20 protein-coding genes, 1 tRNA gene and 2 pseudogenes are annotated in these 24,356 nt (G+C 74.1%); 10 read left to right on the forward strand and 13 right to left on the reverse strand.

Annotation, left to right across the window (positions count from 1 at the left end):
- Window positions 1-91: 91 nt before the first annotated feature.
- From ACIP5W_RS12100 to ACIP5W_RS12110, 3 genes and pseudogenes are all read left to right on the forward strand, one after another.
- Window positions 92-249 (forward strand): annotated as a pseudogene (locus tag ACIP5W_RS12100) (decarboxylase); the annotation flags it as partial.
- Window positions 246-977 carry a decarboxylase gene (locus ACIP5W_RS12105; RefSeq protein WP_401470623.1) on the forward strand — a complete coding sequence of 244 codons (732 nt, stop codon included), beginning with the start codon at window positions 246-248 and terminating at the stop codon, window positions 975-977. The pseudogene ACIP5W_RS12100 and the gene ACIP5W_RS12105, both read left to right, overlap by 4 nt.
- Window positions 978-1,149: 172 nt before the next feature.
- A complete protein-coding gene (locus ACIP5W_RS12110; RefSeq protein WP_401470626.1) occupies window positions 1,150-2,328 on the forward strand; it encodes an LLM class flavin-dependent oxidoreductase in 1,179 nt (392 codons plus the stop codon).
- Here ACIP5W_RS12110 and ACIP5W_RS12115 read toward each other — a convergent pair.
- Window positions 2,307-4,154: a putative bifunctional diguanylate cyclase/phosphodiesterase gene (locus ACIP5W_RS12115; RefSeq protein ID WP_401470629.1), complete on the reverse strand. Its 1,848-nt coding sequence runs from the start codon at window positions 4,152-4,154 to the stop codon at window positions 2,307-2,309. The two genes, ACIP5W_RS12110 and ACIP5W_RS12115, sit on opposite strands and share 22 nt — an antisense overlap.
- 315 nt (window positions 4,155-4,469) lie before the next feature.
- Here ACIP5W_RS12115 and ACIP5W_RS12120 point away from each other — a divergent pair, with 315 nt between their 5' ends.
- On the forward strand, window positions 4,470-5,726 hold the full coding sequence (locus ACIP5W_RS12120; RefSeq protein ID WP_401470632.1) for a M6 family metalloprotease domain-containing protein: 1,257 nt from the start codon (window positions 4,470-4,472) through the stop codon (window positions 5,724-5,726).
- 105 nt (window positions 5,727-5,831) lie between these two features.
- Here the strand turns inward: ACIP5W_RS12120 and ACIP5W_RS12125 are convergent.
- The 7 genes from ACIP5W_RS12125 to ACIP5W_RS12155 form a co-directional block, all read right to left on the reverse strand.
- Window positions 5,832-5,905: transfer RNA gene (locus tag ACIP5W_RS12125), tRNA-Lys, on the reverse strand.
- Entirely contained in the window at window positions 5,896-6,507 is a 612-nt protein-coding gene (locus tag ACIP5W_RS12130; protein ID WP_401470635.1) for a bifunctional DNA primase/polymerase, read from the reverse strand. The genes ACIP5W_RS12125 and ACIP5W_RS12130 overlap by 10 nt, the downstream gene beginning before the upstream one ends.
- Before the next feature lie 150 nt (window positions 6,508-6,657).
- Complete coding sequence (locus ACIP5W_RS12135) at window positions 6,658-7,026, reverse strand: hypothetical protein (protein ID WP_366059358.1); 369 nt, start codon at window positions 7,024-7,026, stop codon at window positions 6,658-6,660.
- A 550-nt stretch (window positions 7,027-7,576) separates the two neighbouring features.
- A complete protein-coding gene (locus ACIP5W_RS12140; protein WP_401470638.1) occupies window positions 7,577-8,917 on the reverse strand; it encodes an AAA domain-containing protein in 1,341 nt (446 codons plus the stop codon).
- Window positions 8,914-10,548: a hypothetical protein gene (locus tag ACIP5W_RS12145; RefSeq protein ID WP_401470641.1), complete on the reverse strand. Its 1,635-nt coding sequence runs from the start codon at window positions 10,546-10,548 to the stop codon at window positions 8,914-8,916. Before ACIP5W_RS12145 ends, ACIP5W_RS12140 begins: the two co-directional genes overlap by 4 nt.
- A complete protein-coding gene (locus tag ACIP5W_RS12150; protein ID WP_401470644.1) occupies window positions 10,539-11,660 on the reverse strand; it encodes a hypothetical protein in 1,122 nt (373 codons plus the stop codon). The genes ACIP5W_RS12145 and ACIP5W_RS12150 overlap by 10 nt, the downstream gene beginning before the upstream one ends.
- On the reverse strand, window positions 11,611-12,564 hold the full coding sequence (locus tag ACIP5W_RS12155) for a phosphatase PAP2 family protein (protein ID WP_401470647.1): 954 nt from the start codon (window positions 12,562-12,564) through the stop codon (window positions 11,611-11,613). The genes ACIP5W_RS12150 and ACIP5W_RS12155 overlap by 50 nt, the downstream gene beginning before the upstream one ends.
- Window positions 12,565-12,753: 189 nt before the next feature.
- On the opposite strand from ACIP5W_RS12155, the gene ACIP5W_RS12160 reads away from it, so the two are divergent.
- Window positions 12,754-13,350 (forward strand): histidine phosphatase family protein, encoded by a 597-nt coding sequence (locus tag ACIP5W_RS12160; RefSeq protein WP_401470650.1) that lies wholly within the window; start codon window positions 12,754-12,756, stop codon window positions 13,348-13,350.
- A gap of 247 nt (window positions 13,351-13,597) precedes the next feature.
- Here ACIP5W_RS12160 and ACIP5W_RS12165 read toward each other — a convergent pair whose 3' ends face one another.
- On the reverse strand, window positions 13,598-15,013 hold the full coding sequence (locus ACIP5W_RS12165) for a hypothetical protein (protein WP_401470653.1): 1,416 nt from the start codon (window positions 15,011-15,013) through the stop codon (window positions 13,598-13,600).
- Between the two features lie 230 nt (window positions 15,014-15,243).
- Here ACIP5W_RS12165 and ACIP5W_RS12170 point away from each other — a divergent pair, with 230 nt between their 5' ends.
- Both ACIP5W_RS12170 and ACIP5W_RS12175 read left to right on the forward strand, forming a co-directional pair.
- Window positions 15,244-15,666: a hypothetical protein gene (locus ACIP5W_RS12170; protein WP_401470656.1), complete on the forward strand. Its 423-nt coding sequence runs from the start codon at window positions 15,244-15,246 to the stop codon at window positions 15,664-15,666.
- A gap of 113 nt (window positions 15,667-15,779) precedes the next feature.
- Window positions 15,780-16,649: a spermidine synthase gene (locus ACIP5W_RS12175; protein WP_401470659.1), complete on the forward strand. Its 870-nt coding sequence runs from the start codon at window positions 15,780-15,782 to the stop codon at window positions 16,647-16,649.
- A 14-nt stretch (window positions 16,650-16,663) separates the two neighbouring features.
- Here ACIP5W_RS12175 and ACIP5W_RS12180 read toward each other — a convergent pair whose 3' ends face one another.
- Window positions 16,664-17,206 (reverse strand): hypothetical protein, encoded by a 543-nt coding sequence (locus ACIP5W_RS12180; RefSeq protein ID WP_401470662.1) that lies wholly within the window; start codon window positions 17,204-17,206, stop codon window positions 16,664-16,666.
- 165 nt (window positions 17,207-17,371) lie between these two features.
- On the opposite strand from ACIP5W_RS12180, the gene ACIP5W_RS12185 reads away from it, so the two are divergent.
- From ACIP5W_RS12185 to ACIP5W_RS12195, 3 genes and pseudogenes are all read left to right on the forward strand, one after another.
- The gene (locus ACIP5W_RS12185; RefSeq protein WP_401470665.1) at window positions 17,372-18,085 is read left to right on the forward strand and encodes a response regulator transcription factor; all 714 of its coding nucleotides are present in this window, start codon (window positions 17,372-17,374) and stop codon (window positions 18,083-18,085) included.
- Window positions 18,082-19,482: an ATP-binding protein gene (locus ACIP5W_RS12190; RefSeq protein WP_401470668.1), complete on the forward strand. Its 1,401-nt coding sequence runs from the start codon at window positions 18,082-18,084 to the stop codon at window positions 19,480-19,482. Before ACIP5W_RS12185 ends, ACIP5W_RS12190 begins: the two co-directional genes overlap by 4 nt.
- A 113-nt stretch (window positions 19,483-19,595) precedes the next feature.
- Window positions 19,596-20,155, forward strand: a pseudogene (locus ACIP5W_RS12195) (cellulose binding domain-containing protein); the annotation flags it as partial.
- Between the two features lie 71 nt (window positions 20,156-20,226).
- On the opposite strand, the gene ACIP5W_RS12200 reads toward ACIP5W_RS12195, so the two are convergent.
- From ACIP5W_RS12200 to ACIP5W_RS12210, 3 genes are all read right to left on the reverse strand, one after another.
- Window positions 20,227-21,663 (reverse strand): GH1 family beta-glucosidase, encoded by a 1,437-nt coding sequence (locus tag ACIP5W_RS12200; protein WP_401470671.1) that lies wholly within the window; start codon window positions 21,661-21,663, stop codon window positions 20,227-20,229.
- Between the two features lie 754 nt (window positions 21,664-22,417).
- Window positions 22,418-23,338 (reverse strand): carbohydrate ABC transporter permease, encoded by a 921-nt coding sequence (locus ACIP5W_RS12205; protein WP_401470673.1) that lies wholly within the window; start codon window positions 23,336-23,338, stop codon window positions 22,418-22,420.
- A 10-nt stretch (window positions 23,339-23,348) separates the two neighbouring features.
- On the reverse strand, window positions 23,349-24,356 hold the full coding sequence (locus tag ACIP5W_RS12210; protein ID WP_401471194.1) for a carbohydrate ABC transporter permease: 1,008 nt from the start codon (window positions 24,354-24,356) through the stop codon (window positions 23,349-23,351).

The following is a 24,356-nucleotide window of genomic DNA, read 5'->3' on the forward strand; positions in this document are numbered from 1 at the left end:
CCCGGACCCGCCGTCGTCAGCACGCCCGGACCCGCCGTCGTCAACACGTCCTTCGGCACGGCCCGTTGCACCGTCCTGCCTCCGGCGGGGGCGGTGCCCCCGCGTCGTCTCGGCCAACCAGGTGACGAAGTGGGCGGCGCTGCGCCGATTGGGTACCCGAGCCGTGGGGCCGTACCAGGCTCTGCTGGACGAGGGGGCGCGGAACCGGCCCCCGCACTGCCGGAAGAACAGCAGGAAGGCTGGACATGACCGCACTCGGATTCCTCTACCCGGGCCACTCCGCCGAGGACGACTACCCGCGCATCGAGCAGCTCCTGGGCAGTGACATCCGGCTGGACCTGGCCCACACGGACACCGGTGAGGACGCCCACCGCGTCGACGCCCTGCGGCAGCTGGGCGCGCCCGAACGCCTGGCGGCCGGCGTCGAGCAGCTGCGGCTGTCCGGCGCCGAGGCGGTCGTGTGGGCCTGCACCAGCGGCGGCTTCGTGCACGGCTGGGAGGGCGCCCACGAGCAGGTGCGCGCACTGGCCCGCGCCGCCGGGATGCCCGCCTCCTCCACGTCTTTCGGCTTCGTCCACGCGGTCAAGGAGATCGGCGCCACGCGGGTCGCGATCGGGGCGACCTACCCCGACGACGTCGCCGGGCTCTTCGCCGGATTCCTGCGGGCGGGCGGCGTCGAGGTGACGGCACTGCACGGCTCCGGACCCGGCACCGCCGCCGAGGTCGGAGCCTGGGGGGAGGCGGAGGTGCTGGCCCTGGCCCGCGAGGCCGACACCCCCGACGCGGACGCGGTCCTCCTCCCCGACACCGCCCTGCACACGGCCGCCCACCTCCCCGCCCTGGAGAAGGAGCTCGGCAAGCCGGTCCTCACCGCCAACCAGGTGACCGTCTGGGAGGCCCTCCGCCTGACCGGCCGCCGGGTCAACGCACCCGGCCTGGGAGCACTGTTCACCCGGGAGCCGATCGTGCAGGCGTGAGCGGCGGAGCACCGACACCCGCGCCCCGCCGACCGCGTGCCGGGCTCGGTGCTCCTGCCCCGCACGGTGTCTGCCGGGGGGCCGGCGGTCCTCGCCCACCCCCCCCTCGCCACCAGCCGGGAATAAGCGGGGACAGCCTCCTGTTAGCGTCCGACGGACAGTGCACGCCGAGATGCAGGAGGAACCCGTGGCGGCAGACGAGACGGCGGCAGCCGGGAACACGGCCCGTGGAGCGGCGGCCGGCGAGGCGGCGGCCGGTGGCGTGCCGGCCGACGGGATCCGCGGCGCGGTGCACGGCAGCGCCCCCGCCCCCCTCTCCGTGCTGGACCTGGTCATCGTAGGTTCCGGGCACACCGCCACCGACGCCCTGCGCACCGGCGTCGACCTCGCCCGGCTCGCCGAGGCCCGCGGCTTCCACCGGTACTGGGTCGCCGAGCACCACTCGATGCCGGGCGTCGCCTCCTCCTCGCCCGCGGTGATCCTGGCCCACCTCGCCGCCCACACCGGCCGCATCCGGCTCGGCTCGGGCGGCGTCATGCTGCCCAACCACGCCCCGCTGGTCATCGCCGAGCAGTTCGGCACCCTGGAGGCCCTCGCCCCTGGACGCGTCGACCTCGGTCTCGGCCGCGCCCCCGGCACCGACGGGGCCACCGCCGCCGCCCTGCGCCGCACCGACAGGCTGCACGAGGGCGCCGACGACTTCCCCGAGCAGCTCGCCGAGCTGACCCGGTTCCTCGACGACGACTTCCCCGACGGGCACCCCTACCGCCGTATCCACGCCGTCCCCGGCCCCGTCCAGGCCACCTCCCCCGGCGGCGTCCAGTCCCGGCACCGCCCGCCGGTGTGGCTGCTCGGCTCCTCCGGGTTCAGTGCCCGGCTGGCCGGCCTGCTGGGCCTGCCGTTCGCCTTCGCGCACCACTTCTCCGCGCAGAACACCGTCCCGGCCCTCGACCTCTACCGGGAGTCCTTCCGGCCGTCCGCGGTCCTCGACGAGCCGTACGCCCTCATCGGCGTCTCGGTGCTCGCCGCCGACGACGAGCGCGAGGCGCGCCGCCAGGTCCTGGCCACCGGCCTGAACATGGTCCGGCTGCGCGGCGGCCGGCCCGGCCTGTTCCCCTCCCCGCAGGAGGCGGAGGCCCACGAATTCACCCCGATGGAGCGGGAGTTCGTCGAATCCTGGACGGCGAACATCATCCACGGCACGGCCGACGAGGTCCGCTCCGGCCTCGACGGCCTGCACAAGCGCACCGGTGCCGACGAGTTGATGCTCACCAGCCACGCCCACCGCGGCGACCTGCGCCTGCGCTCCTACGAACTCGTCGCGGACGCCTACGGGTTGCCGACGGCGTAGGACGCGCCGGCCATCAGCTCGGAGATGCGGTCCGGCGGCACCGGGCGGGAGTAGAGCCACCCCTGTCCGGTGTCGCAGCCGATCCGGCGCAGCCGGCCGGCCTGCGCGGGCGTCTCCACGCACTCCGCGGTCACGGTCAGCCCGAGCCGGTGCGCGAGGGCGATCATCGCCTCGACGACGACCTCGTCCGCCGGATTGGGCGGCGCGCCCGTGCCCTCGTACTGGAAGCCGCGCACGAACGACCCGTCCAGCTTGAGCACCGACACCGGGAGCCGGCTCAGGTACGCCAGGTTGGAGTAGCCGGTGCCGAAGTCGTCGATGGCGATGTTCACGCCCATGTCGCTGAGCGCCTGGAGGGCCTGCAGCGGGCGCCCGGCCGAGCCCATCACCGCGGACTCCGTCAGCTCCAGCTGAAGCAGCGACGGGTCCAGCCGGGTCTCGGCGAGGATCTCCGCCACGTCCGCCACCAGGTCGGAGTCCCACACCTGACGGACCGCCACATTGACGCTCACGAACAGCGGCGGATCGTCCGGACGGGCCAGCTGCCAGGCCCGCGCCTGCCGGCAGGCGGTGGCCAGCACCCAGCGCCCCAGCGGCACGATGGAGCCGTCCTCCTCGGCGAGCGCGACGAACCGGTTCGGCGGCAGCAGGCCGAACCGGGGGTGGTCCCAGCGCACCAGCGCCTCCACCCCCCGCAGCCGTCCGTCCGACATCCCCACCAGCGGCTGGTAGTCGAGCCGGAACTCGCCCCGCTCGATGGCCGGCCGCAGGGTGGAGGCCAGTGCCTGGCGGGTCATCAGATGCGCGTTGCGCTCCGGGTCGAACAGCGTCCAGCGGTCCTTGCCGTCCACCTTCGCCCAGTACAGGGTCGTGTCGGCGGCCTGCATCAGCCCGGTGGCCGTGGTGCCCGCCGCGTGCCGCTCGACGACCCCGATCGACGCGGAGACGTTCAGCCGCTGCCCCGAGAGGTCGAACGGCGCCTGGAGCGCCTTCAGTACGGACTCGGCGAGATCCGCGAGCTGTTCGGTGCCCGTGGAGTCCTCCACCAGCAGGGCGAACTCGTCCCCGCCGAGCCGTGCCACCAGCGGCACGCCCGGCCGGGTCCGGCCGGCCTCCTGCGCGCACGCGGTCAGCCGCTCCGCGACGGCGGCCAGCAGTTGGTCGCCGACCCGGTGGCCGAGCGTGTCGTTGACCGCTTTGAACCCGTCCAGATCGAGGTAGCACAGCCCGATCCGGCCGGTTCCGCCCTGCTCGAACGACTCCGCCTCCAGCGCTCCCGTCACCCGCTCGAAGAACAGGGTGCGGTTGGGCAGCCGGGTCACCGGATCGTGCATCTGGAGGTGGCGCAGCCGGGCCTGCAACTCCCGGTGACCGCTGACGTCGGTGACCGACAGCAGGACGCTGCCCGGACCGCCGTCCAGCGGCGCCACCGTGACCTGGGCCCACAGCGAACGCCCGTCGGACCGTTTCAGCCGCCGTGTGCAGCACAGTTTCGCCTGGCGGCCGCGGAGCACCTCCCGGTAGGCGTGCCGGGCGCGCGCGTCGGAGGCCAGGTCCAGCAGGTCGGCGGCGGACCGCCCGACCAGCCCTGCGGGCCCGCCGCCCAGCAGCGTGCCGAGCGCTTCGTTGGCGTCGGTGACCAGGCCGTCGCGGTCCACGACCGCCATGGCGAGGGGCGCGGCCGCGAAGACGGAACGGTAGGCCGGTGGCCCGCCGTCGGTGTCCTCGGCGGCACCCCTACGAGTAGATGCCTTGATGTCACTCACTGTGACGGCCGACCGGTCGAGGTCTGCCGCGGGCGTCGGCCCTTCGGACGTTCCGCTCACCGCTCGCTCCCGCAGTGCACTCGATCTCTGTCCGCGCAGGAAAGTCTGCCGATCATAGAGGCTGCCCCCGGACGTCCGCAGCCACTGCCCAGTGTCCCGGAACAACCGACGTTTCTGACAGATCGTTTCTGCCCCCGGGTGGACCGGTTCTGCGGGCGGGCGACCGCTTGTGACGTTCCGTGAGTGTTCCGGGGGTGTCGGCATGATGCCCCGTTTCCGCGTCCTCACTCGTCCGGTGTAGACAAACAGGGCGTAATGCGGTGAATTACCCCAGGCTGGGGGGCGGTGTCCCGTGAACCGCTCCCGGAGGTCCCTGTGCCGCGACAGCTCCCGCGCCCCCGACTGCGCAGCATCGCGGCCATGTTCACCACCCTCTCGGCACTCGCCGCGATCTGCCTCATCAGTGCCCCCGCGGCGGAACCCTTCTCGGCCACCCCCTGTGCGCTGAAACGCACGGTCGCCCACCACTCCGAGGGCCTGGACACCTGGAACGCCGCCTATCCACGGCCCGCTCGCGCCCTCGACGCGGTCATGATCTTCCTGTCGTTCCCGGACTGGGCGCCGACGGTCCCTCCGGCCGAACTCGCCGCCGACCACTTCCCGGCCACCAGCCGCTACTTCCGGCAGGCCTCCTACGGCAGGTTCACCCTGCGCGCGCACCCCCTGAAGCGCTGGATCCGGATGCCGAAGCCGTCCACCGCGTACGCCATACAGCGGGACTGGAACGCCGCGCACCGCGGCGCCTACCTGCGCGACGCCCTCGCCGCGGCCGACGGGCAGGTCGACTTCTCCCGCTACGACGTCGTCTACCTCGTCGCCGACCCGGACGCCCCCGGCGTGGACTCCGACGCCACCAAGGTCGTCAACATGGACCACCCGCTGCGCGCCGACGGCACCGACATCCGGCGGATCGTCACCGTCTTCGAGCAGCATCCGCCGGACCGGCTCGTCCTCGCCCACGAGACCGGACACGTGTTCGACCTGCCCGACCTGTATCACCGTCCCACGGACGGCAAGGGCGACTGGGACACGCACGTCGGCGACTGGGACCTGATGGGCAGCCAGTTCGGCCTGGCTCCCGACCTGTTCGCCTGGCACAAGTGGAAGCTGGGCTGGCTGGAGCCGCGCCAGGTCGTGTGCGTGCCCCGCGGGACGCCGACCCGCCTGACCCTGGAGCCGCTGGGCGCCGGGCCGGACGTGCCGGTGAGCCGGGCCTCCGGCTCGCCGGCCTTCGGACTCGGCAACGGCACCAAGCTCGCGGTCGTCCGCACCGGCGCCGACAGCGTGCTCGCCTTCGAGGCCCGCGGCCGCATCGGCAACGACCGCGCGTCCTGCCGCTCGGGCGTGCTCGTCTACCGCGTCCGAAGCGGCGCGGCATCCGGCCGCGGCCCGGTCGAGGTGGTCGACGCCCACCCCGCCACCGACGCCTGCTGGGGCGACTCGGTCTACCCGCCCCTCGCCGACGCCCCGGTCGGCGCCGGCGAGAGCTTCACCGTGCCGGGGGAGGGCGTACGGGTGGAGGTGGAGGGGCGCACCGCGGCGGGAACGTGGACGGTCCGGATCACGGCATAGGGCCTGTCCGGCACGAGCACGATCCGCCGGACAGGCCCCAGGGACGGAGGCCCGGGTACGGGCACGCGAAAGGCCCCCCGCTTGCGCGAGGGGCCTTGCTGTCTGTGCGCCGCCAGGGACTCGAACCCCGGACCCGCTGATTAAGAGTCAGCTGCTCTAACCAACTGAGCTAGCGGCGCCTGCTGACGTCGTAGACCTTAGCATCCGGATCCGAGGCGTGAGAAATCGATATCCGCACGGCGGCACGGGCGGCCCGGACGGCCGCCCAGAGCAGGATCTCCGGGCCCGGCAGCCAGGGGTGGCGGGCGTCAGGGGCGGTGACCCAGCGGGTGGTGGTGCCGCTCGCCTCCGGGGCGAGCGGGGCCGGCACGGTCACCGCGTCCCCGTTGCCGTGGCACAGCAGCGGCGGCACCGCCCCCGCACGTCCGTCCCGGCGGCCTTCGGCGCTCCACTCCTCCCACTCCAGGAGCGAGGGAAGCCGCCGGGCGGTGCCGGGTGCGGCGAACAGCAGCACCCGCCCGCGGAACGCCGCCACCGGCCCGGAACCCGGCCCCTCGTCCCACAGCCGGTCCAGCATCAGCCGCCCGAACATCGCGGGGGCGCTGACGACGTCGAAGACGGAACCGCAGGGCAGCACGACCGGGGCGTGCGGGCGCTCCTCCCACAGGGCCAGGGTGCTGCGGGGGAACGGTGCCGCGGACGCCAGCCAGGCGACGCCGTCCGCGGTGACCCCGCAGCCGTCGCGGCGGCCGGTGTCCGGGACGTTCCATGTGCTGCTCATGCCGACAAGGTCTACCCGGCGTGAGCGGGCGATCTCGCAGGGTTCCGGGAAACCGGGACGAGAGGAGCGGGGAGGGGGTATCTTGCCCGCCTGGCATATGCCTGGGTCCGACGCGGGGCGACCGGCGCGGGTTCCGCGGCCGTCCAGCCGTCACACGGGGTCGGCGTGCCCGCGTCCCTCGACGTCCCCGCTCAGCAGGTCCCGTCCGAACTCGACCATCTTCTTCGCGTAGTCCTCGGTCCACTCGGCCCGGTCGGCGATGTCCGCCGCCGTCAGCCGGTCGAAGCGGCGCGGATCGGCGAGCTGGGCCGCGGCCACGGCCTGGAACTCCATCGCCCGGTCGGCCGCCGCGCGGAAGGCCTGCGTCAGCTCCGTGGCCCGTGTCAGCAGCGCGCCGGGATCGTCTATCGACTCCAGATCGAAGAAGTGCTCCGGATCACCCGCCGCCTCGGCAGGCTCGAAGAGCAGGGGCGCGGGGCGTAGCCGCGGTTCGTTCCGACCCGGCGTGGGCTCCGCCATGTCTTCTCCTCCTCGTACGGTCGGGATGGCACCACCGGTGAGCGGACCACCCTCCATTGTCCCCCGGCGACGCAAGGGGGCCGGGGCCCCGGCCTTCTCAAGCCATCCGCCCCCGGCGATGTTCCCCAGCCACCGGCACTTCCACGCCACCTGGCGCCTGGCCGTCTTCCCCGGCCGCCTCCGGCGGCGTACCGGACCGCGTCCGGGGGCGGTGTGCCGGACTGCGTCCGGGGGTGGGGTGGTCACGGTGTCCAGGGGATCCGGTGTTCGGCGAGGTGTGCCAGTACCGCGTGGTTCGCCTCCCAGCCGTCCGGGCTGTGTTCGTCGGCTGCCTCCGGCGGTGTGCCGGACTGCGTCCGGGGGCGGGGTGCCGGGCTGCGTCCGGGGGTGGGGTGATCACGGTGTCCAGGGGATCCGGTGTTCGGCGAGGTGCGCCAGTACCGCGTGGTTCGCCTCCCAGCCGTCCGGGCTGTGTTCGTCGGCCGCCTCCGGCGGCGTACCGGACCGCGTCCGGGGGCGGGGTGCCGGGCTGCGTCCGGGGGTGGGGTGGTCACGGTGTCCAGGGGATCCGGTGTTCGGCGAGGTGCGCCAGTACCGCGTGGTTCGCCTCCCAGCCGTCCGGGAACTTCACGGTGGTTCCCAGCTGGACCGGTTCCGTCGACGGGTAGGCGTCCAGGAGGTCGGTGACCCCCGCTCGGCAGACGACGACGCAGGCGTGGCGGTGGCGGGAGGCCAGGACGCACAGGCGGCCCGTCTCCAGGTGGAAGGCGGTGGCGTCGGGGCGGCCGGACAGGGGATGCAGGACGACCGTGACGTCGTACTCGCGGCCCTGGAGCCGGTTCGCCGTGTCGACGGTGACGTCCGTGACGCCCAGCTCGGCCAGCGCCGCGCGGACCGCCGCCGCCTGGTCGCGGTGGGCGGTGCCGACGGCGATCCGGTCGGCGGTGAGGGGGGTGGGGGCGGGGGAGCGCTCGGAGACGGCCGCGCCGCCCCGGTCCAGGAGGCGCCGGACGACCGCGGCGACCGCCCGTACCGCCTCCGGGTCGGTGCGGGGCGTGTGCCGGGCGGGCAGCTCCAGCAGGCCCCAGCCGGACTCCGCCGCCTCGTCGATCACCCGGTCGGGACCCGAGCCGTCGGACCGGACGCCGAAGGACAGCTTCCGGTCGCCGTGGCCGGTGCCGCTGCGGAACGGCGTGAACGGGTAGAAGGCGTCCGAGACCAGCGGCGCCGCCGACGCCGGCAGCCGCCAGGACACCGGCAGCCGGTGCTGCGGCAGGCCGGGATTGTGCGCCAGCAGCGTCGACACCGCCGAGGCCGACGGGTCGTACGACAGGCCGGCCCACTGTTCGCTGCCCACGATCGCGAACGGGTCCAGCTGACCCGGGTCGCCCACGAACAGCGCCCGCTCGAACAGCCCGGCCACGGCCAGCAGCCCGTCCGAGCGCATCTGGTAGGCCTCGTCCACGATCGCGTGCGGCCACGGCTCGTCGGCCTTCACGTGCGCCCACTTGGCGGCCGTGGAGATGACGACCGGCAGTCCGGCCAGGTCACCGGCCTTCGCCGACTTCCGTACGTTCGGCAGGTCGTCCAGCGCCTTGTCGTAGGCGTCGGTGTCGCTGCTGTGTAGCCGGCCCACCGGCAGCCCGGAGTTCTTCTCGGCGAGCCGCAGCACCAGGTCGTCGACCTGCGCGTTGGTCTGCGCGACGACCATCAGCGGCCGCCCCGCGTCCGCCAGTTCCAGCGCCGCGCGGACGACGAGCGTCGACTTGCCGGCACCGGGCGGGGAGTCCACGACGACCCCGCGCGCGGTGCCGTGCAGCGTGTCGCGCAGGATCGCGTCGGTGGCGCGGGTGGCGGCGGTACCGGGGTCCTGGACGGCCTCGGTGGTCACAGGACGTCCTCCTCGGTGACGGAATCGGCGGCTTCGGGCACCGGCTCCCCGGGCGGGCCGCCGTGCGTCCACGGGGTGTCCTCCGGGTCGGGCAGCCTGGCGCCGCCGCGCTGCTCGTGCTCGAACAGGGTGAAGCACACCCGGTCGCCCTTCTCGGGCACGGACCCTTCCTCCGGCTCCTTGCCGCGGCCCATCTTGTCGACGATCCGCAGCACCAGCAGACCCTCGTCCTCCGGGCCGTCCGGGTCGTCCGCACCATTCGCACCGTCCGGGCCGGCCCGCCGCACGAACTCCGCCGCCTGCGGCTTCCCGCCCAGCGACCGGTACACCTTGACCCGCTCCCCGAGATGCGGCCGGTCGTCCGTGCGGACGGTGACCAGCGGGCGCGGACTGGGCCGCCTGCCCTCGCCGTACGCCATCACCACGTCGACGACCTCGCCCGCGAACGCCTCCCCGGCCAGCCGCCGTCCCGCCATCACCAGCGGGTCGTCGAGGGCCTCCTGCGCTTCCAGCCTGGCCTGTTCCCGCTCGCGCGTGGCCAGCTTGTTGGCGGCGGTGACCGCGTCGTCGCGGCGCGGCTGCGGCGGCTCGCCCGCCACGACCCGGTCGCGGTGGCCGGTGAACGACCAGCGGTCGCGGGTCCACCGCTCCTCGACGTGCGCCCCCTCGGGCAGCTCCCGCAGCAGGTCGATGCCCTGCCACACCTTCTCCCAGGTGGGCAGGGTCCGGCTCAGCACGAGGTCCCGGACCGCCCGCTCGGCGGCGGTCAGCTCGCCCAGCCGGTCGTCGGCCTGGAGACCGTCCTCGGCGGCGGCCAGGGCGGTCCGCGCGCGGTCGTAGCGCTCGATGGCGGGGGCGAGCAGCTTGTTGTCGAACGCCGGGTCGGTCGCCGGACCGGCCGGCGGACACAGCAGCTGGCCCCCGTCGTCGCGGGCCAGCTCGGCCCGCAGCGCGGCCTCGGCGCCGCTCTCCCCCTCGGGAGGGGCGATCCAGGCGAGCAACGCCCCCAGATGCTGGTCCTCCAGGCTGGACTGCCCGGTCGCCCAGTGCCGCCCCAGCACCTCCGTGAGCGCCAGCAGCAGCGAGGAGCCGGGCACCCGGGACCGCTCCCCGAAGTGCGTCAGCCACCGCCCGAGCAGCGGCACGCGCGGCGGCGCGGGATACGGCGTCTCCGGGTCCTGCTCCGCCGTACGCCTGAAGCGCGTGGAGCGGCCCAGGAGGCGGACGTACTCGACGCCCGCGCGGCTCGGGACGATCAGCTGGGGCGCGTCGGAGCAGAGCTCGACCTCGACCTTGACGCGTTTCCCGGTCTCGGGGTCGGTCTCGCTGCGCTCGGCGGCCTCGACGGCGTCGGCGTGGGAGTCGATGTACGGCAGGACGATGTCGGCCAGCTCGGCGAGGAACGCGAACCGCAGGTCGCGGTCGCGGGGCTGCGGTACGACCAGCAGCCGGGGCGCGTCGCGGTCGGCGCCGACGAGGGCGCCGAGCGGGGCGCCCGCCTCACCGGCGGTGGTCAGCGGCACGAACACCAGCGGCCGCTCGGACAGGTGCCGGTGGCGGACGGTGGCGGCGGGCCTGGCACGGCCGGTGGCGACGGCCTCCAGGCGGGCCAGGGTGGCGATCAGCGACACATCGCCCCCAGGGCCTCGTCGCGCAGCAGGGCGGCCCGGCGCAGGGCCGCCACGGCCGGGTCGTCCGGATCGCCGGCCTCCCCGCGCGCGGCGGCGAGCACGTCCTCGACCGTCGTCAGGCCGCCCAGTTCGGCGCGGACGGGGCGGCCGAGGGTGGTGACCGCGCCGGCCGCGCGGGAGCGGCCCCGGCAGTGGAACGCCAGCTCGCAGGCGGCCAGGCACTCGGGCGCGTACGCCGCCGGGACGGACTCGACGGCCGCCGTGAGCCGGTCGGGCGGCAGCTCCGGCGAGAAGCACGTGCCCTCGGGGAGCGCGTCGGCGATCTCCTCGATACGGGTCAGCCGCGCCAGCTGGCGGTGGGTGACCGCGCGCTGCTTGCGGATGTCCACGGCGGACGCGGTGGGCAGGTTGGAGAAGTCCTTGGGGCAGACCAGCAGGACGCGGTGGCGCACCCGCGGCGCGGGGTCGAGGCGGGCGGCGACCGCCTCCAGCGCCAGCACGTACACCGCGGCCTGCCGGGCGGCCGCGCCGACCTTCGCGGGGTCCGCGGAGCCGTCCAGCAGGGGGAACGACTTGATCTCCACGACCGTCCAGCTGCCGTCGGGGTGCACCACGACGGCGTCCGGCTCCAGGAACGCCGGGGAGCCCGCGACGTCGAGCGCGAGCATCGGGTGGTCGAGCAGGGTCCAGGTGCCGGACGCCGGGCCGGCCTCGCGCAGCGCCAGCGCCGTCCGCGCCGTACGGCCCTCGGGGCCGATCGCCGACAGGTCGGGGACGCTCGCCCCGGTGGGCGGCTCCGCGCGCGGGTCCAGCTTCTCGTGCACCAGGCGCAGCAGGGCGGCGCCGCCGTCGGCCTTCACCTTCGCCTCGAAGGCGTTGCCGCGCGTGAGGGCGAACTGGGACTGGCCGAACGCCGAGGGCGAGCCGAGCGCGTCGGCCAGCGCCGCCTTGTCCACCCCGGCGCCGTCGAGGATCGCGCGCCGGCTGCATCCCGGGTTGGCGGCGAGCGCCGCCAGGGCGCGGGCGTCCAGCGCCTTGGCGGGTACGTCGGGTCCGCGCAGGTCAGCGAGCCGCTGCCGGAGCGCCGTCCCCCGCGTCCGAGGAGGTGGCACCCGGCTCGGCTCCGGGCCCGAACCGTGACTCGCGCTGCCGTGGAATTCGCTCACCCGGGGAAGTCTGGCATCCGCCACTGACAATCGGGGCCTCGGTGCTCCGAGTTGCCACCGGGACGAACGGGAACCGTCCCGCCGCCCAGCCCGCGACCCGGTCCGCCCGGCGTGTCACCAGCGGCGCCAGCAGCAGGCCCGCGCCCATCACGGCCGCGCCCGCGGCCGCGTCGAGGAAGTAGTGGTTCGCGGTGCCCATGACCACGATCGTCGTCACCAGCGGATAGACCACGCCCGCGATCTTCGCCGCGCGGGTGCCGCCGTGCCGCCACAGCATCACCCCGCACCACAGCGCCCAGCCGACGTGCAGGCTCGGCATCGCCGCGTACTGGTTGGTCATGCCGCCCAGGCCGCGCGGGGCGCTCGCCTCGCCGCCCCACCAGCCGTACGAGCTGTACTGGGCCATCGTGTCCACGAAGCCGTGGTCCGCGGAGAGCAGGCGCGGCGGGCAGGTGGGCAGCAGGGTGAAACCGATCAGACCTATGAAGGTCGACGTCATCAGCCAGGTGCGGGCCGCCCGGTAGTGCACCGTGCGGGAGCGGAACAGCCATATCAGGACCGCCGGGGTGACCAGGTAGTGCAGCGACGCGTACCAGAAGTCGGCCGGCACCCCGATCCACGCCTCGGTCCGGAACAGCCGGTTCAGCGGGTGCTCGGCGTTGATGTGCAGGACCTTCTCGATCCGCAGGATCGCCAGGCCGTGGTCGACGGCACTGTTGACGTCGCCCCGCGCGAGCAGCCGGCCCGCGGAGTAGCAGGCGTACACCAGCACGATCAGGGGCAGTTCCGTCCACCACCGCAGCCTGGTCGGCGAGGCCGCCTCGGTGCCTGGTGTCTCGGTCTGCGGCATCCGATCGCCTCCCCCTTCGTGTAGCTGCGGTGCCCGTGGCACGGAGGTGCCACTTTACGGCCTGGGAAGGCGCCCCCCACAGGACGCCCCCGGCCCTCGAAGACGCTGAGATCGCCCACCGGGTTGCCCCTGTTCGGGGTGCGCGATGATGGAAGGGTTCCGCCCCTGATTTCCCCGGAAGGGTTCTCCATGGCACCGCGCATCCTGCTGGCCCGGCACGGACAGACCGAGTGGTCGCTGTCCGGCAAGCACACCGGCAGGACCGACGTGCCCCTGCTGGAGGAGGGCCGGCGCGGCGCCAAGCTGCTCGGCGAGCGGCTGCACCGGGCGCCGTTCGACGGTCTCGCCGACGTCGAGGTCCGCACCAGCCCGCTGACGCGCGCGCGTGAGACGTGCGAACTCGCCGGCTTCGGCGAGCGTGCCACGGCGTGGGACACGCTCATGGAGTTCCACTACGGCGCCTACGAGGGCATGACCCCCGCCGAGATCCAGGCGGCCCGGCCGGGCTGGCTCATCTGGCGCGACGGTGTGCCGGAGGGCGAGACCCTGGCGGAGGTCACCGCGCGCGCGGACGAGGTCGTCGCATGGGCGCGGTCGGCCGACCGGGACGTGCTGGTCTTCGCCCACGGGCACATCCTGCGTTCGATCGGCGCCCGGTGGCTGGGCCTCCCGCTGGACTTCGCGGCCCGCATACGCCTCAACCCGACGTCGCTGTCCATACTCGGCTGGGCCTACGGCGAACCGGCGATCGAGAGCTGGAACGACCTGGGGCACCTGGCGGGCTAGTGCCGTGACCGGGAGGGTTCACCGGCTCGCGACGCCCGGCACGGCTCCCCCCACGCTCGGCTCCGCTCGCGCGGGAGGGGCCCCACCGCCGCGTTGTCGCATCGGCCGAGTACATCCGGTACGCGGGCGATGCTCCGCCTTGCGACGCACCGCACCGGACGCCGCGAGCTTTCCGGCAGACCTTTCCGGCAGACCTTTCCGGCCACAGCACCAGCTGCGACGGCGGTGGCACGGGTGTCCGGGGCGGTCACGCCTTGCGCGGGGCCGTGGCGTGCCGCTCCAGGAACTCCGACACGCCCGGGGCCCGCCGGTGGGGCAGCAGCACCCGCGCCGTCCCCGCGAGCATCGTCCGGATCCGCGACGACTGCACCTCGTCCAGCAGGTCCAGCACGTGCATCCCGGCCGTGGCCGCCTCGTCTGGCCGCCCCCCGCGCGCGAGGTCGTCCGCCAGCTCGGCGGTGTACAGCGCGATGTTCCGCGTGAAGTGGGGGTCCTGGAGCTGTGCCGCCCGCCGCGCGTGCCGGGCCGCCCGCGGCCACGACCCGAGCGTGGACCAGCACTGCGCCTCCAGACCCTCCAGTTCGGCCTCACCGTAGAAGCTCATCCACTCGGGGTCGGCGTCCGAGAGACCGCGCGCGTACAGGGCGTGGGCACGTGCGAGTGCCTGCTCGCAGCCGGTGCGGTCGGCGAGTCCGGCCCAGCCCCCCGCCTCGCGCAGCGCGAGCAGCGACATCAGCCGGGCGGAGCCCAGCGGGCGGGCGGCGCGCTGGGCGGCCTGCGCCGCCCGGACCGCCTCGCGCGGGCGTCCCGCGTCGCGCGCGAGGAACGCCGTGTTGCAGAAGGCGTGCGCCTCCACAGCCTCGTCGCCGGTCATCCGGGCGGTCGCGAGGGCCTCCGCGTAGTGCGAGCGGGCGTCGTCGAACCGGCCCGAGTCGTGCGCCAGCCAGCCCACGGAGATGGCCAGTTCGCCCGCGCCCGAGTGGAGCCGGTCGGCGGTCGCCTGCCGTACCGCTCCGGCGTCCAGCAGCGCGTAGGCGGCGCGCAGCGGTGTCGCCGCGCGCCGGTAGAGCCCGTCGGCGCCGTGCCGGTCGTCCAGCAGCCGGATCCTGCGGACCGCTTCCTCCAGTGCGGTCGCCTCGCCCGTCCCGGGGCGCCGCACGGGGCGTTCGGCCGCCGACGCGTCCAGGGCGAGCCCCAGAGGGCCCATCGAGACGGCGGCCACCGTGGCGCCCCCGCCGGTCATGAATGCGCGACGCAGCACGTCGCTCTCCTCGTCGTTGCGGTGCGTGTCGTACGGGTCCTGCGTGTCATACGGCTCGTGCGCCCCACGCGTCTCACCGGTGCCCGGCACGTCCTCGAGGGGGTGCGCCCCCCGCCCGCGGACGGACGAACGGGGCGCGAACCCCAGATCGGTGAGCGTGCGGCCGGGAAACATGTGCAGGAACACCCGCTCGTACGCGTAGTTGGGGCAGCGGATCTCGCCCGCCTCGACGCGGCCGACATAGCGCGCGTCGCAGCTCACCCGCTCCCCGATCTCATGCGCGGCCCGCCGCACCAACGCGGCGAACTCGGCCGGCGAGCGCTGTCCGCGCAGCCGCCGGAAGGTGGGATTGGGCCGTGCCGGCCGGTCGGGCCGAGGTGGGGTCACCGGTGACGACGCCATGGCCGGGTCCTCTCGTGCGAACCGTCGAACCATGCCGGAACCAGGGCGGGTCGACCGATCCGTCGGCGTGATCCCCCTGTTTCCGGCGGGCATGAACGTACCTTCTGTGATCGGACCGCCACACAGCGTTTGGCCACAAAACCGGATATCTCATCCGCGATCTGCCATGAACTGCCATCCTTTGCGGCGTATTTCCGCGTAGCCGTTGACGGTCCGCCGCGTTGAACCCGATGGACGTGCACAGTGACCGCCGAGGGAGGCCGGGAGTGGGGACCAGTCGAAGGAACGATCCTCTCGTGTCGTCGGGGAGGGCGTGCGATCTCGTGACGGTGCCGACCCGGCAGGGGCTGGAGGCGGTCGACATCCTGCGCCGGGGGGCCGGCGACGCGATGGGGCCCGTGCTCCACTGCGACGGACACGGCACCCTCGCCTTCCTGGTGCCGCCGGGCACCGCCGCCGCCTGGGACGTCCCGGGCAGCACCTGTACGGAGACCGACGGACGGGGGCTGAGACTCGCCCCCGAGCCCCCCGTCGAGGGCTCGGACTGGCTGCTCCCGCCCGGCGAGGCCGACCTCGCGACCGACCCGGCCGTGCTCCAGCGGGCGTTGTGGGAAGCGGCGCGGCTCATCGAGGCGGCGGACAGCTGCCGGTAGCCGGCCCGGCTCCCCGAGGCGGCCGCCGGCGGGCGGCGGCGGGCGGCGCGTCCCACCCGGCGGTGACCGACCGGGGGAGCACGGCACGTTTTGGCCCCTGCGAAAATGCCCGCATGGCAAGGTCCAGGAACTCCCGGCGCGAACGCGACAGCGACGCGACCGTCAGCGAGACCGTCGACGGCGGGCTCGCCCAGCTCCGCCCGGACCGCGACCGGGCGCGGGCCTGGACGCTGTTCATCGACGGGGCACCCCAGTCGCACGTGGACCTCGACGACCCCGGGTACCTCTCCTTCGAGTACCAGCGGCGGCTCGGCCACGTCATCGACCTCGCCGCCCCGCCCTGCAGACCGCTGCACGTCCTCCACCTCGGCGGCGGTGCCTTCACCCTCGCCCGGTACGTCGCCGCCACCCGCCCCCGCTCCACCCAGCAGGTCGTCGAACGGGACGCGGCCCTCGTCCAGCTGGTCCGCCGGGAGCTGCCCCTGGACCCCGGCGCCCGGATCCGGGTGCGGTCCGCCGACGCGCGGGACGGGCTCCGCAAGGTGCCGGACGGATGGGCCGACCTCGTCATCGCCGATGTGTTCAGCGGCGCCCGCACCCCCGCGCACCTGACCTCGACCGAGTTCCTCGACGAGGTCCGCAGGGCCCTGAAGCCCGGTGGTGTCTACGCCGCCAACCTGGCCGACGGCCCCCCGCTCGCGCACCTGCGCGCCCAGATCGCCACCGCCGCCGCCCGCTTCCCGGAACTCGCCCTGGTGGCCGACCCCACCGTGCTGCGCGGCAAGCGGTTCGGCAACGCCGTCCTCGTCGCCTCCGACCTGCCGCTGCCGACCGCCGAACTGACCCGCAGGGCCGCCTCCGACCCGCACCCCGGGCGCGTCGAGCACGGCAAGGGCCTCACCGACTTCACCGGCGGGGCCGTACCGGTCGTCGACGCCTCGGCGGTGGCCTCACCGGCCCCGCCGCCGTCCGTCTTCCGCTGAGGCCCCTCGCCCGCTCAGTAGGTGCCGATCTCCACGCGCGGTGGCCCGTCGTGCCAGGTGCAGAAGACCGACACGCGGTCCGTGCCCGAGGCGAACTCCACCCGGATCCAGGACTCCGTCTTCCACACCTGCATCGACCAGCCCGCGCCCGGCGTGGCCGAGACGAGCGAGGCCGAGGTCCTCCCCAGGTCGAAGACGACCAGCCCGCCGTCGGTGTCGTAGCTCTTGACCTGGCCGGACGGGCTGGGCGAGGCCGCCGGCCGGGAGCGGGAGGGGGCCGCCGCACTTCCGGGGGTCCGGGACGGAGACGGCGTGGCCGCCGGCGTCGCGGACCTCCGGGAGGCGGGCGGGGACGGCGTCGGCGCGGGGCGGCCGGTGGCCGAGGCCGTCGGCGGCTCCGGAGCCCCGGTGGGCACGTCGCCGGCCGTCAGCGGCAGGGCGCGCGGCGGGTCGTAGGCCGTGCCCGCCAAGACCGTGTGGACACCCCACCACGACAGCGTGACCGCCGCGCCCGTGGCGAGCGTCCAGGCCAGTACGTGTACGAGTCCTCTGCGCATCGCGGGCCATCCTGCCTCACCCGCCACAGCCGTGTCGCACGGATGTCCACCACGCGCCCCCTCCGCATGCCCCGCAGGGCCCCGCCTCCCCACCGGTCGTCCACAGGGGCGGAGTTGTGCACAGGCCCCAAGGGAGTCCCGGCCGCATGGCGTAGGTTGCGGCGCATGGCAAGTGTGCTCGTGGTCGAGGACGACCAGTTCGTCCGCTCGGCGCTCATCCGGCACCTCACCGACGCCGCACACACCGTGCGCAGTGTCGGCACGGCACTGGAGGCGCTGCGCGAAGTCGCCCATTTCCGCTTCGACGTGGTCGTGCTGGACCTCGGACTGCCGGACCTGGACGGCTCCGAGGCCCTGAAGATGCTGCGCGGCATCACGGACGTACCCGTCATCATCGCCACCGCCCGCGACGACGAGACGGAGATCGTCCGGCTGCTCAACGCGGGCGCGGACGACTATCTGACGAAGCCGTTCTCGGTGGAGCACCTCTCCGCGCGCATGGCGGCCGTCCTGCGCCGCTCCCGCTCCGGCGCCGGTGAGGCACCGCCGTCCAGCGTGCTGCGCGTCGGCGGGCTGACCGTCGACCCGCTGCGCCGCCAGGCCGAACTGGACGGCGTCCGCCTCGACCTCACCCGCCGCGAGTTCGACCTGCTCGCCTTCCTCGCCGGCCGTCCCGGCGTCGTCGTCCCGCGCCGCGAACTGCTCGCCGAGGTCTGGCAGCAGTCCTACGGTGACGACCAGACCATCGACGTCCATCTGTCCTGGCTGCGCCGCAAGCTGGGCGAGACGGCGGCCCGCCCGCGCTACCTGCACACCCTGCGGGGCGTCGGCGTGAAGCTGGAGCCGCCCGCCGTGCCACCCACCGGGGAGCCGCGATGAGATGGGCCCTCGTCAAGGTCTGCCTGGCGGTCACCACGATGGTCGTGGTCGCCTTCGCCGTGCCGCTCGGGCTGGTCGTCAAGGAGATGGCCCGCGACCGCGCCTTCTCCAACGCCGAGCGGGAGGCCGCCGTCGTGGTCCCCGCGCTGTCCATCACCACCGACCGCGACCAGTTGGAGCGGGTCGTCGCCGCCACGGGCTCCGACGACGGCATGGCCGTGCACATCCCCGCCGGTGACGGCCGGCAGGCCCTCGACCTCGGCCGGCGGCGCGCCACCGCCGCCGACATCGCGGCCGTCCGCGAGCTGGGCCGTGCCTCCACCGCCGAAGTGCCCGGCGGCTCCGCGCTCCTGCAGCCCGTCGCGCTGAGCTTCGGCACGGTCGTCGTCGAGGTCTACGTCCCCGAGTCCGAGGTCAGCAACGGGGTCGGGACCGCCTGGGCGGTGCTGGCCGCGGTCGGCGCCGCACTGGTCGTCGGCTCGGTGGCCGTCGCCGACCGGCTGGGCGTGCGCATGGTGCGGCCCGCCCGGCGGCTGGTCGAGGGCGCGCGCGAACTGGGGGAGGGGAGACTGGGCGCACGCGTGCCGGAGGAGGGGCCGAACGAACTGCGGCTCGCGGCGGTCGCGTTCAACTCCATGGCCGACCAGGTCGTCCAACTCCTGGCCAACGAAAGGGAGCTGGCCGCCGACCTCTCCCACCGGCTGCGCACACCGCTGACCGTGCTGCGGCTCAACGCGGCCTCCCTCGGCGACTCCCCGGCCGCCGAGCAGACCCGCGCCGCGGTCGCCCAGCTGGAGCGGGAGGTCGACACCATCATCCGTACCGCCCGCGAGGCCAAGCCGCAGACCGCGGCCCCCGGACCGGGCGCCGGATGCGACGCCGCCGAGGTCGTCCGGGAGCGGATGGCGTTCTGGTCGGCGCTCGCGGAGGACGAGGGCCGCAAGGTGCGGGTGGCCGGCGCCGACCGGCCGGTGCGCGCACCGGTGGCCCGCAGCGACCTCGTCGCCGCCCTCGACGCCCTGCTCGGCAACGTCTTCCGGCACACCCCCGAGGGCACGGCCTTCGCGGTCGACCTGCACAACGGCGAGGACGCGGTGATCGTCCTCGTCTCGGACGCGGGCCCCGGCATACCCGACCCGGAGGCGGCGATGGCCCGCGGCCGGGGGTCCGGCAACGCCGGGTCGACCGGGCTCGGGCTCGACATCGTGCGCCGGCTCGCGGAGTCGACCGGCGGGGACGTGCGCATCGGCTCGTCCGTGCTGGGCGGCACCGAGGTGCGGATCTGGATCCAGCTCGACGGGCGGGAGCCGGAGCGCAGGGGGCACCGGGGCACGGTGCGCCGCCGCCGGCAGGGCGGACGGACCGCCACCTCCAACCGCTCCCGATCCCTCCCCTGAGCGCGCCCTGAGATCCCCGGACCCCGCCCCGATCAGGCGTTCTGCCCGATCGGGGGACGCTGGCGTGCTGCCGCACCCCACCCCCCCCGTGAGCAGTGAAGGCAGGGCACGCGATGAGCACGCACCGGCGCACCGTCAGAACCAGGAACAAGCTGATCGGGGGTGTGGTCGCCGCGGCCGCCGTGGGCGGGGGCGCCGTGTTCCTCACCGGCACCGCCCAGGCGGCCGGGACCGGAGCCGCGTGCACGAGGACCAGTGACTGGTCGACGGGATACACCGGGCAGTACGTCGTCACCGACAACAGCGGCGGCCCGAAGACCGACTGGACGCCGGAGTTGACCTGCCGGCCGGGTCGCGGACCGGCTCGCTGCGGAACGCCGGGTCGAGCAGGACCGGACGGCACGTCACGGTGAAGCCGGCCGCGTGGGACGAGGACGGCCTGGCCGCCGGCGAGTCCGTCACCGTCGGCTTCGTCGTCAACGGCACCGCCGACCCCGCCGGCTGTCTCATCGACGGGGCCACCTGCTCGGCGGACGGCGGCGCGACCCCCGGGCCGAGCGGCCGCCCGACCGGGACCCCGAAGGCCTCCCCGGCCCCCACCGCGCCCCCGACCGCGACGGCCACCGCCGGTCACCCCGCGCGGAAGGACAGCGGGGCGCGGCACGCCCCCACGGCGTGCCGCGCCCCTTCCCCTGTTTCCCCGTTCCCCCGTTCTCCCGGGATCCCCGTCCCGGGGGTCTTCGGTCAGGCCGTCTCGAGCGCCGGCAGGGTTCCCGTGCGGGCCGCCTGGCCGTACCAGAGGGCACTCGACTTCGGGGTGCGGGCAAGGGTGGCGTAGTCCACGTACACCGCGCCGAACCGCTTCTCGTAGCCGTACGCCCACTCGAAGTTGTCCATCAGCGACCACAGGTAGTAGCCGCGCACGTCCGCGCCCTCGGCGATGGCGCGGCGCACGGCACGCAGGTGGCCGTGCAGGTACGCGATCCGCTCCGGGTCGTGGACGCGGCCGTCGGAGTCGGGCTTGTCGTCGTAGGCCGCGCCGTTCTCCGTGATGTACAGCGGCAGGCCCGGGGCTTCCTTCGTGTACCGCATGATCAGGTCGTGCAGACCCGTCGGGTCGATCGTCCAGCCCATCTCGGTGCGCTCGCCCGGCGTCTGGTGGAAGGCGACGTCGTCCGCGGCCGGCCAGGGGGAGTGCTCGCCGGCGCCGTGGCCGTCCGCCCGCGGTGCCTTCGGGTCGGCGTCCGCCGCGGAGACCAGGGTGGGCGTGTAGTAGTTCAGACCCAGCGCGTCCAGCGGCTGGTTGATGGTGCGCAGATCGCCGTCGAGGACGTACGACCAGTCGGTGAGCGACGAGGTCGCGGCCAGGAGCGTCTCGGGGTAGGCGCCGCGCAGGATCGGGCCGTGGAAGACGCCGTTGGCGAGGTCGTCGATCCGGCGGACCGCGGCCAGGTCGTCGGGGGTCTGCGAGAGCGGCCTGACGACCGAGGAGTTGAGGCTGATCGCCACCGAGTTGCGGGTCGGCATCACCGACCGCAGGGCCTTGGTGCCCAGGCCGTGCGCCAGGTTGAGGTGGTGCGCGGCCCTCAGGGACGCGGCCGGGTCGGTGCGGCCGGGGGCGTGCACTCCGGCGGCGTACCCGAGGAAGGCGCTGCACCACGGCTCGTTGAGCGTGATCCACTGCTCCACCCGGTCGCCGAGGGCCTCCCCGACGATCTGCGCGTACTCGGCGAACCGGTACGCGGTGTCCCGCTCCGGCCAGCCGCCCGCGTCCTCCAGCTCCTGCGGGAGGTCCCAGTGGTAGAGCGTGACGGCCGGCTTGATGCCCTTCGCCAGCAGCTCGTCCACCAGCCGGCGGTAGAAGTCCAGGCCCACCTGGACCGCCGGGCCGCGGCCGGTCGGCTGGACCCGCGACCACGAGATGGAGAAGCGGTACGAGGTCAGGCCCAGCTCGGCCATCAGCGCCACGTCGTCGCGGTAGCGGTGGTAGTGGTCGACAGCGATGTCACCGGTGTCGCCACCGGCGGTCTTGCCGGGCGTATGGCTGAAGGTGTCCCAGATGGAGGGCGTGCGGCCGTCCTCCCGCACCGCCCCCTCGATCTGGTACGCGGACGTCGCCGCGCCCCAGAGGAAGGCCGGGGGAAAGGTCACCGGGTTGGCCGACTGTGCGGACTCAGGCATGGAAGCGCTCCCATGAGTGGTCGTCGAGGTCGTCGAGACCGACGAAGGATGGGGGGAAGAGGTACGGAGGGCCGGGGCGGCGGTGACCCGGCTCCGTCGGACGCGGCACCGGCGGGGCTGTCGGCCCCGCACGGACGCCGGACCGGCTGGTGTCGGACCGGCTGGGTGTCGGCCCGCACGGACAACGGCCCTGCTGGGTGTCGGCCCTGCGCGGACGCCTGCCGACGGGGTGCCGGCCCTGTGCGGATGCCGGGTCGGCGGGGTGTCCGTCCCGCGCCGGCACCGGACCGCTGGGGTGCCGGTCCCGCGCGGACGCCGGTCCGGCGCGGTGTCGGTCCCGTGCGGATTCCGGACCCGCGGGGGGTGTCCGTCCCGCGCGGACCTGGGACCCGCGAGGGTGCCGGCACCGTACGGACGCGGGACCGCGGGGGGCCCCGGCCCTTGCGGACATCGTGATGGCCAGGGTGTCAGGCCCGTGCGGATGCCGGACCGGCGGGGTGCCGGTGCCGCGTCGATGCCGCTCCGGCGGGCTGCCGGGCCGGCGCGGGCGTCCGGTCGGTGAGGACGCCGGTCCCGCGGCGGTGCCGAACCCGCGCGCGAGCCGGATCCGTGGCGGTCCCGGCCCCGCGTGGACGCCGGGCCGACACGCCGGTCAGCCCTGCGCGGTTTCGGTGACCGACGGCGCTGTCGGTCCCGCGCGGCCGCCGGACCGGTGAGGGTCCCGGCCCCGGCACCGCCGCGGAGCGCCCCCGCATCAGCCCTTCACCGCGCCCTGCATGATGCCGCCCACGATCTGCTTGCCGAAGATCGCGAAGACCAGCAGCAGCGGCAGCGTGCCCAGCAGTGCGCCCGCCATGATCAGGGACTGGTCGGGCGTGTACCCGCGGCCGAGGCCCGCGACCGCGACCTGGACGGTCGGGTTGCCGGTCTGGCTCAGCACCAGGAACGGCCACAGGAAGTCGTTCCAGGTCTGGACGAACATCAGCATGCCGAGCACCGCCATCGCGGGGCGCGCCGCGGGGAACACCACGTGCCACACCACGCGCCAGCTGCTCGCGCCGTCCATCCGGGCCGCCTCGATGATCTCGTCGGGCAGCGCCTGGAGCAGGTACTGCCGCATGAAGAACACACCGAACGCGCTGACCAGCGACGGCAGGATCACCGCCTGGAGCTGGTCGGTCCACTCCAGCTTGGCGACCATCATGTACAGCGGGATCACGCTGAGCTGCGGCGGCACCATCATCGTGCCGATCACGATCAGCATCATCGCGCCGCGGCCCTTGAACTTCAGCTTGGCGAAGGCGAATCCGGCGATCGTGGACAGGAACACGATCGTCACGGCCGAGGTGCCCGCCACGATCGTCGTGTTGACGAACGCGGTGCCGAGGTTGGCGTCGTTCCAGGCGATGTCCAGGTTGTGGAAGAGGTTCGACCCGAACCAGAACGGCGGCGGTGTCTGCGCCAGCCGGTTGTTGTCGCGGGAGGCGGCGATCGCCGTCCACACCAGCGGGAACAGCGAGCCGACGGTGAACAGGGCCAGGATCACGTACGCGATCGGCCCCGCGTGCATCTGCCCGCCGGCCCGCGCCGATCTGGGCCGCCGCACACGGCCGGGCTTCTTCACGGCCGTGTCCGGCGGAGAGGGGGGCGGTGTCGTGGAAGTCGTCGTCGTCACGGCCGTACTCCTAACTACTGGCGCGCAGCCGGCGCGAGATGACGTAGTTGACGATGCCGACCACGATCAGGATCAGGAACATGGTCCAGGCGATCGCGGAGGCACGGCCCAGGTGCTGGTTGACCCAGCCCTGCTCGTACAGGTACAGGCCCAGGGTCTGGAACTGGTGCTCGGAACCGCCCGACGCCCCCTTGTTGGCGTCGAACAGCAGCGGCTCGCCGAACACCTGGGTGGCGCCGATCGTCGAGACGACGACCGTGAACAGGATGGTCGGACGCAGCGACGGCAGGGTCACGTGGATGAACTGCTTCCACCGGCTCGCGCCGTCCAGCGCCGCCGACTCGTACAGGTCCTGCGGGATCGCCTGCATCGCCGCCAGGTAGATCAGCGCGTTGTAGCCGGTCCAGCGCCAGATGACGATCGTGGACACCGCGAACTGCGAGGGCCACTTGTCGCTCTGCCAGTCGACCGGATCGATCCCGACGTTGTTCAGAACCCAGTTGATCATGCCGTAGTCGCGCCCGAACAGCAGCACGAAGACGAGCGAGGCGGCCGCGATGGACGTCGCGTACGGGGCGAGCATCGTGACCCGGAAGAACGTCGAGCCGCGCAGCTTGTAGTTGAGGATGTGGGCGAGCCCCATCGCCATCAGCAGCTGCGGCACCGTCGAGATGATGCCGATCGTGAGCGTGTTCTTCGCCGCGTTCCAGAAGAAGTCGTCGTCGAAGATCCGCGTGTAGTTGCGCAGCCCCACCCACTCCATGTCGGTGGGTGCCGTCATCTCCACCTGGTGCAGCGAGGCCCAGCCGGTGTAGATCAGCGGGAACAGGCCGAACGCCAGGAACAGCAGGAAGAACGGCGAGACGAAGGCGTACGGGCTCCAGCGCATGTCCCGCTGCCAGCGGCGGGAGAGCCGGGCGCGGTGCCGCTGCTCGGCCCCGGTGGGGCCGGCGGGCGCTCGGCCCGGGGCCGCGCCCCCCTCCTTGGCGGGGGGCGCGGCGGTGTCGTGGGTGGCCAT

The sequence above is a fragment of the Streptomyces sp. NPDC088766 genome, from assembly GCF_044750845.1.
GTDB lineage: Bacteria > Actinomycetota > Actinomycetes > Streptomycetales > Streptomycetaceae > Streptomyces.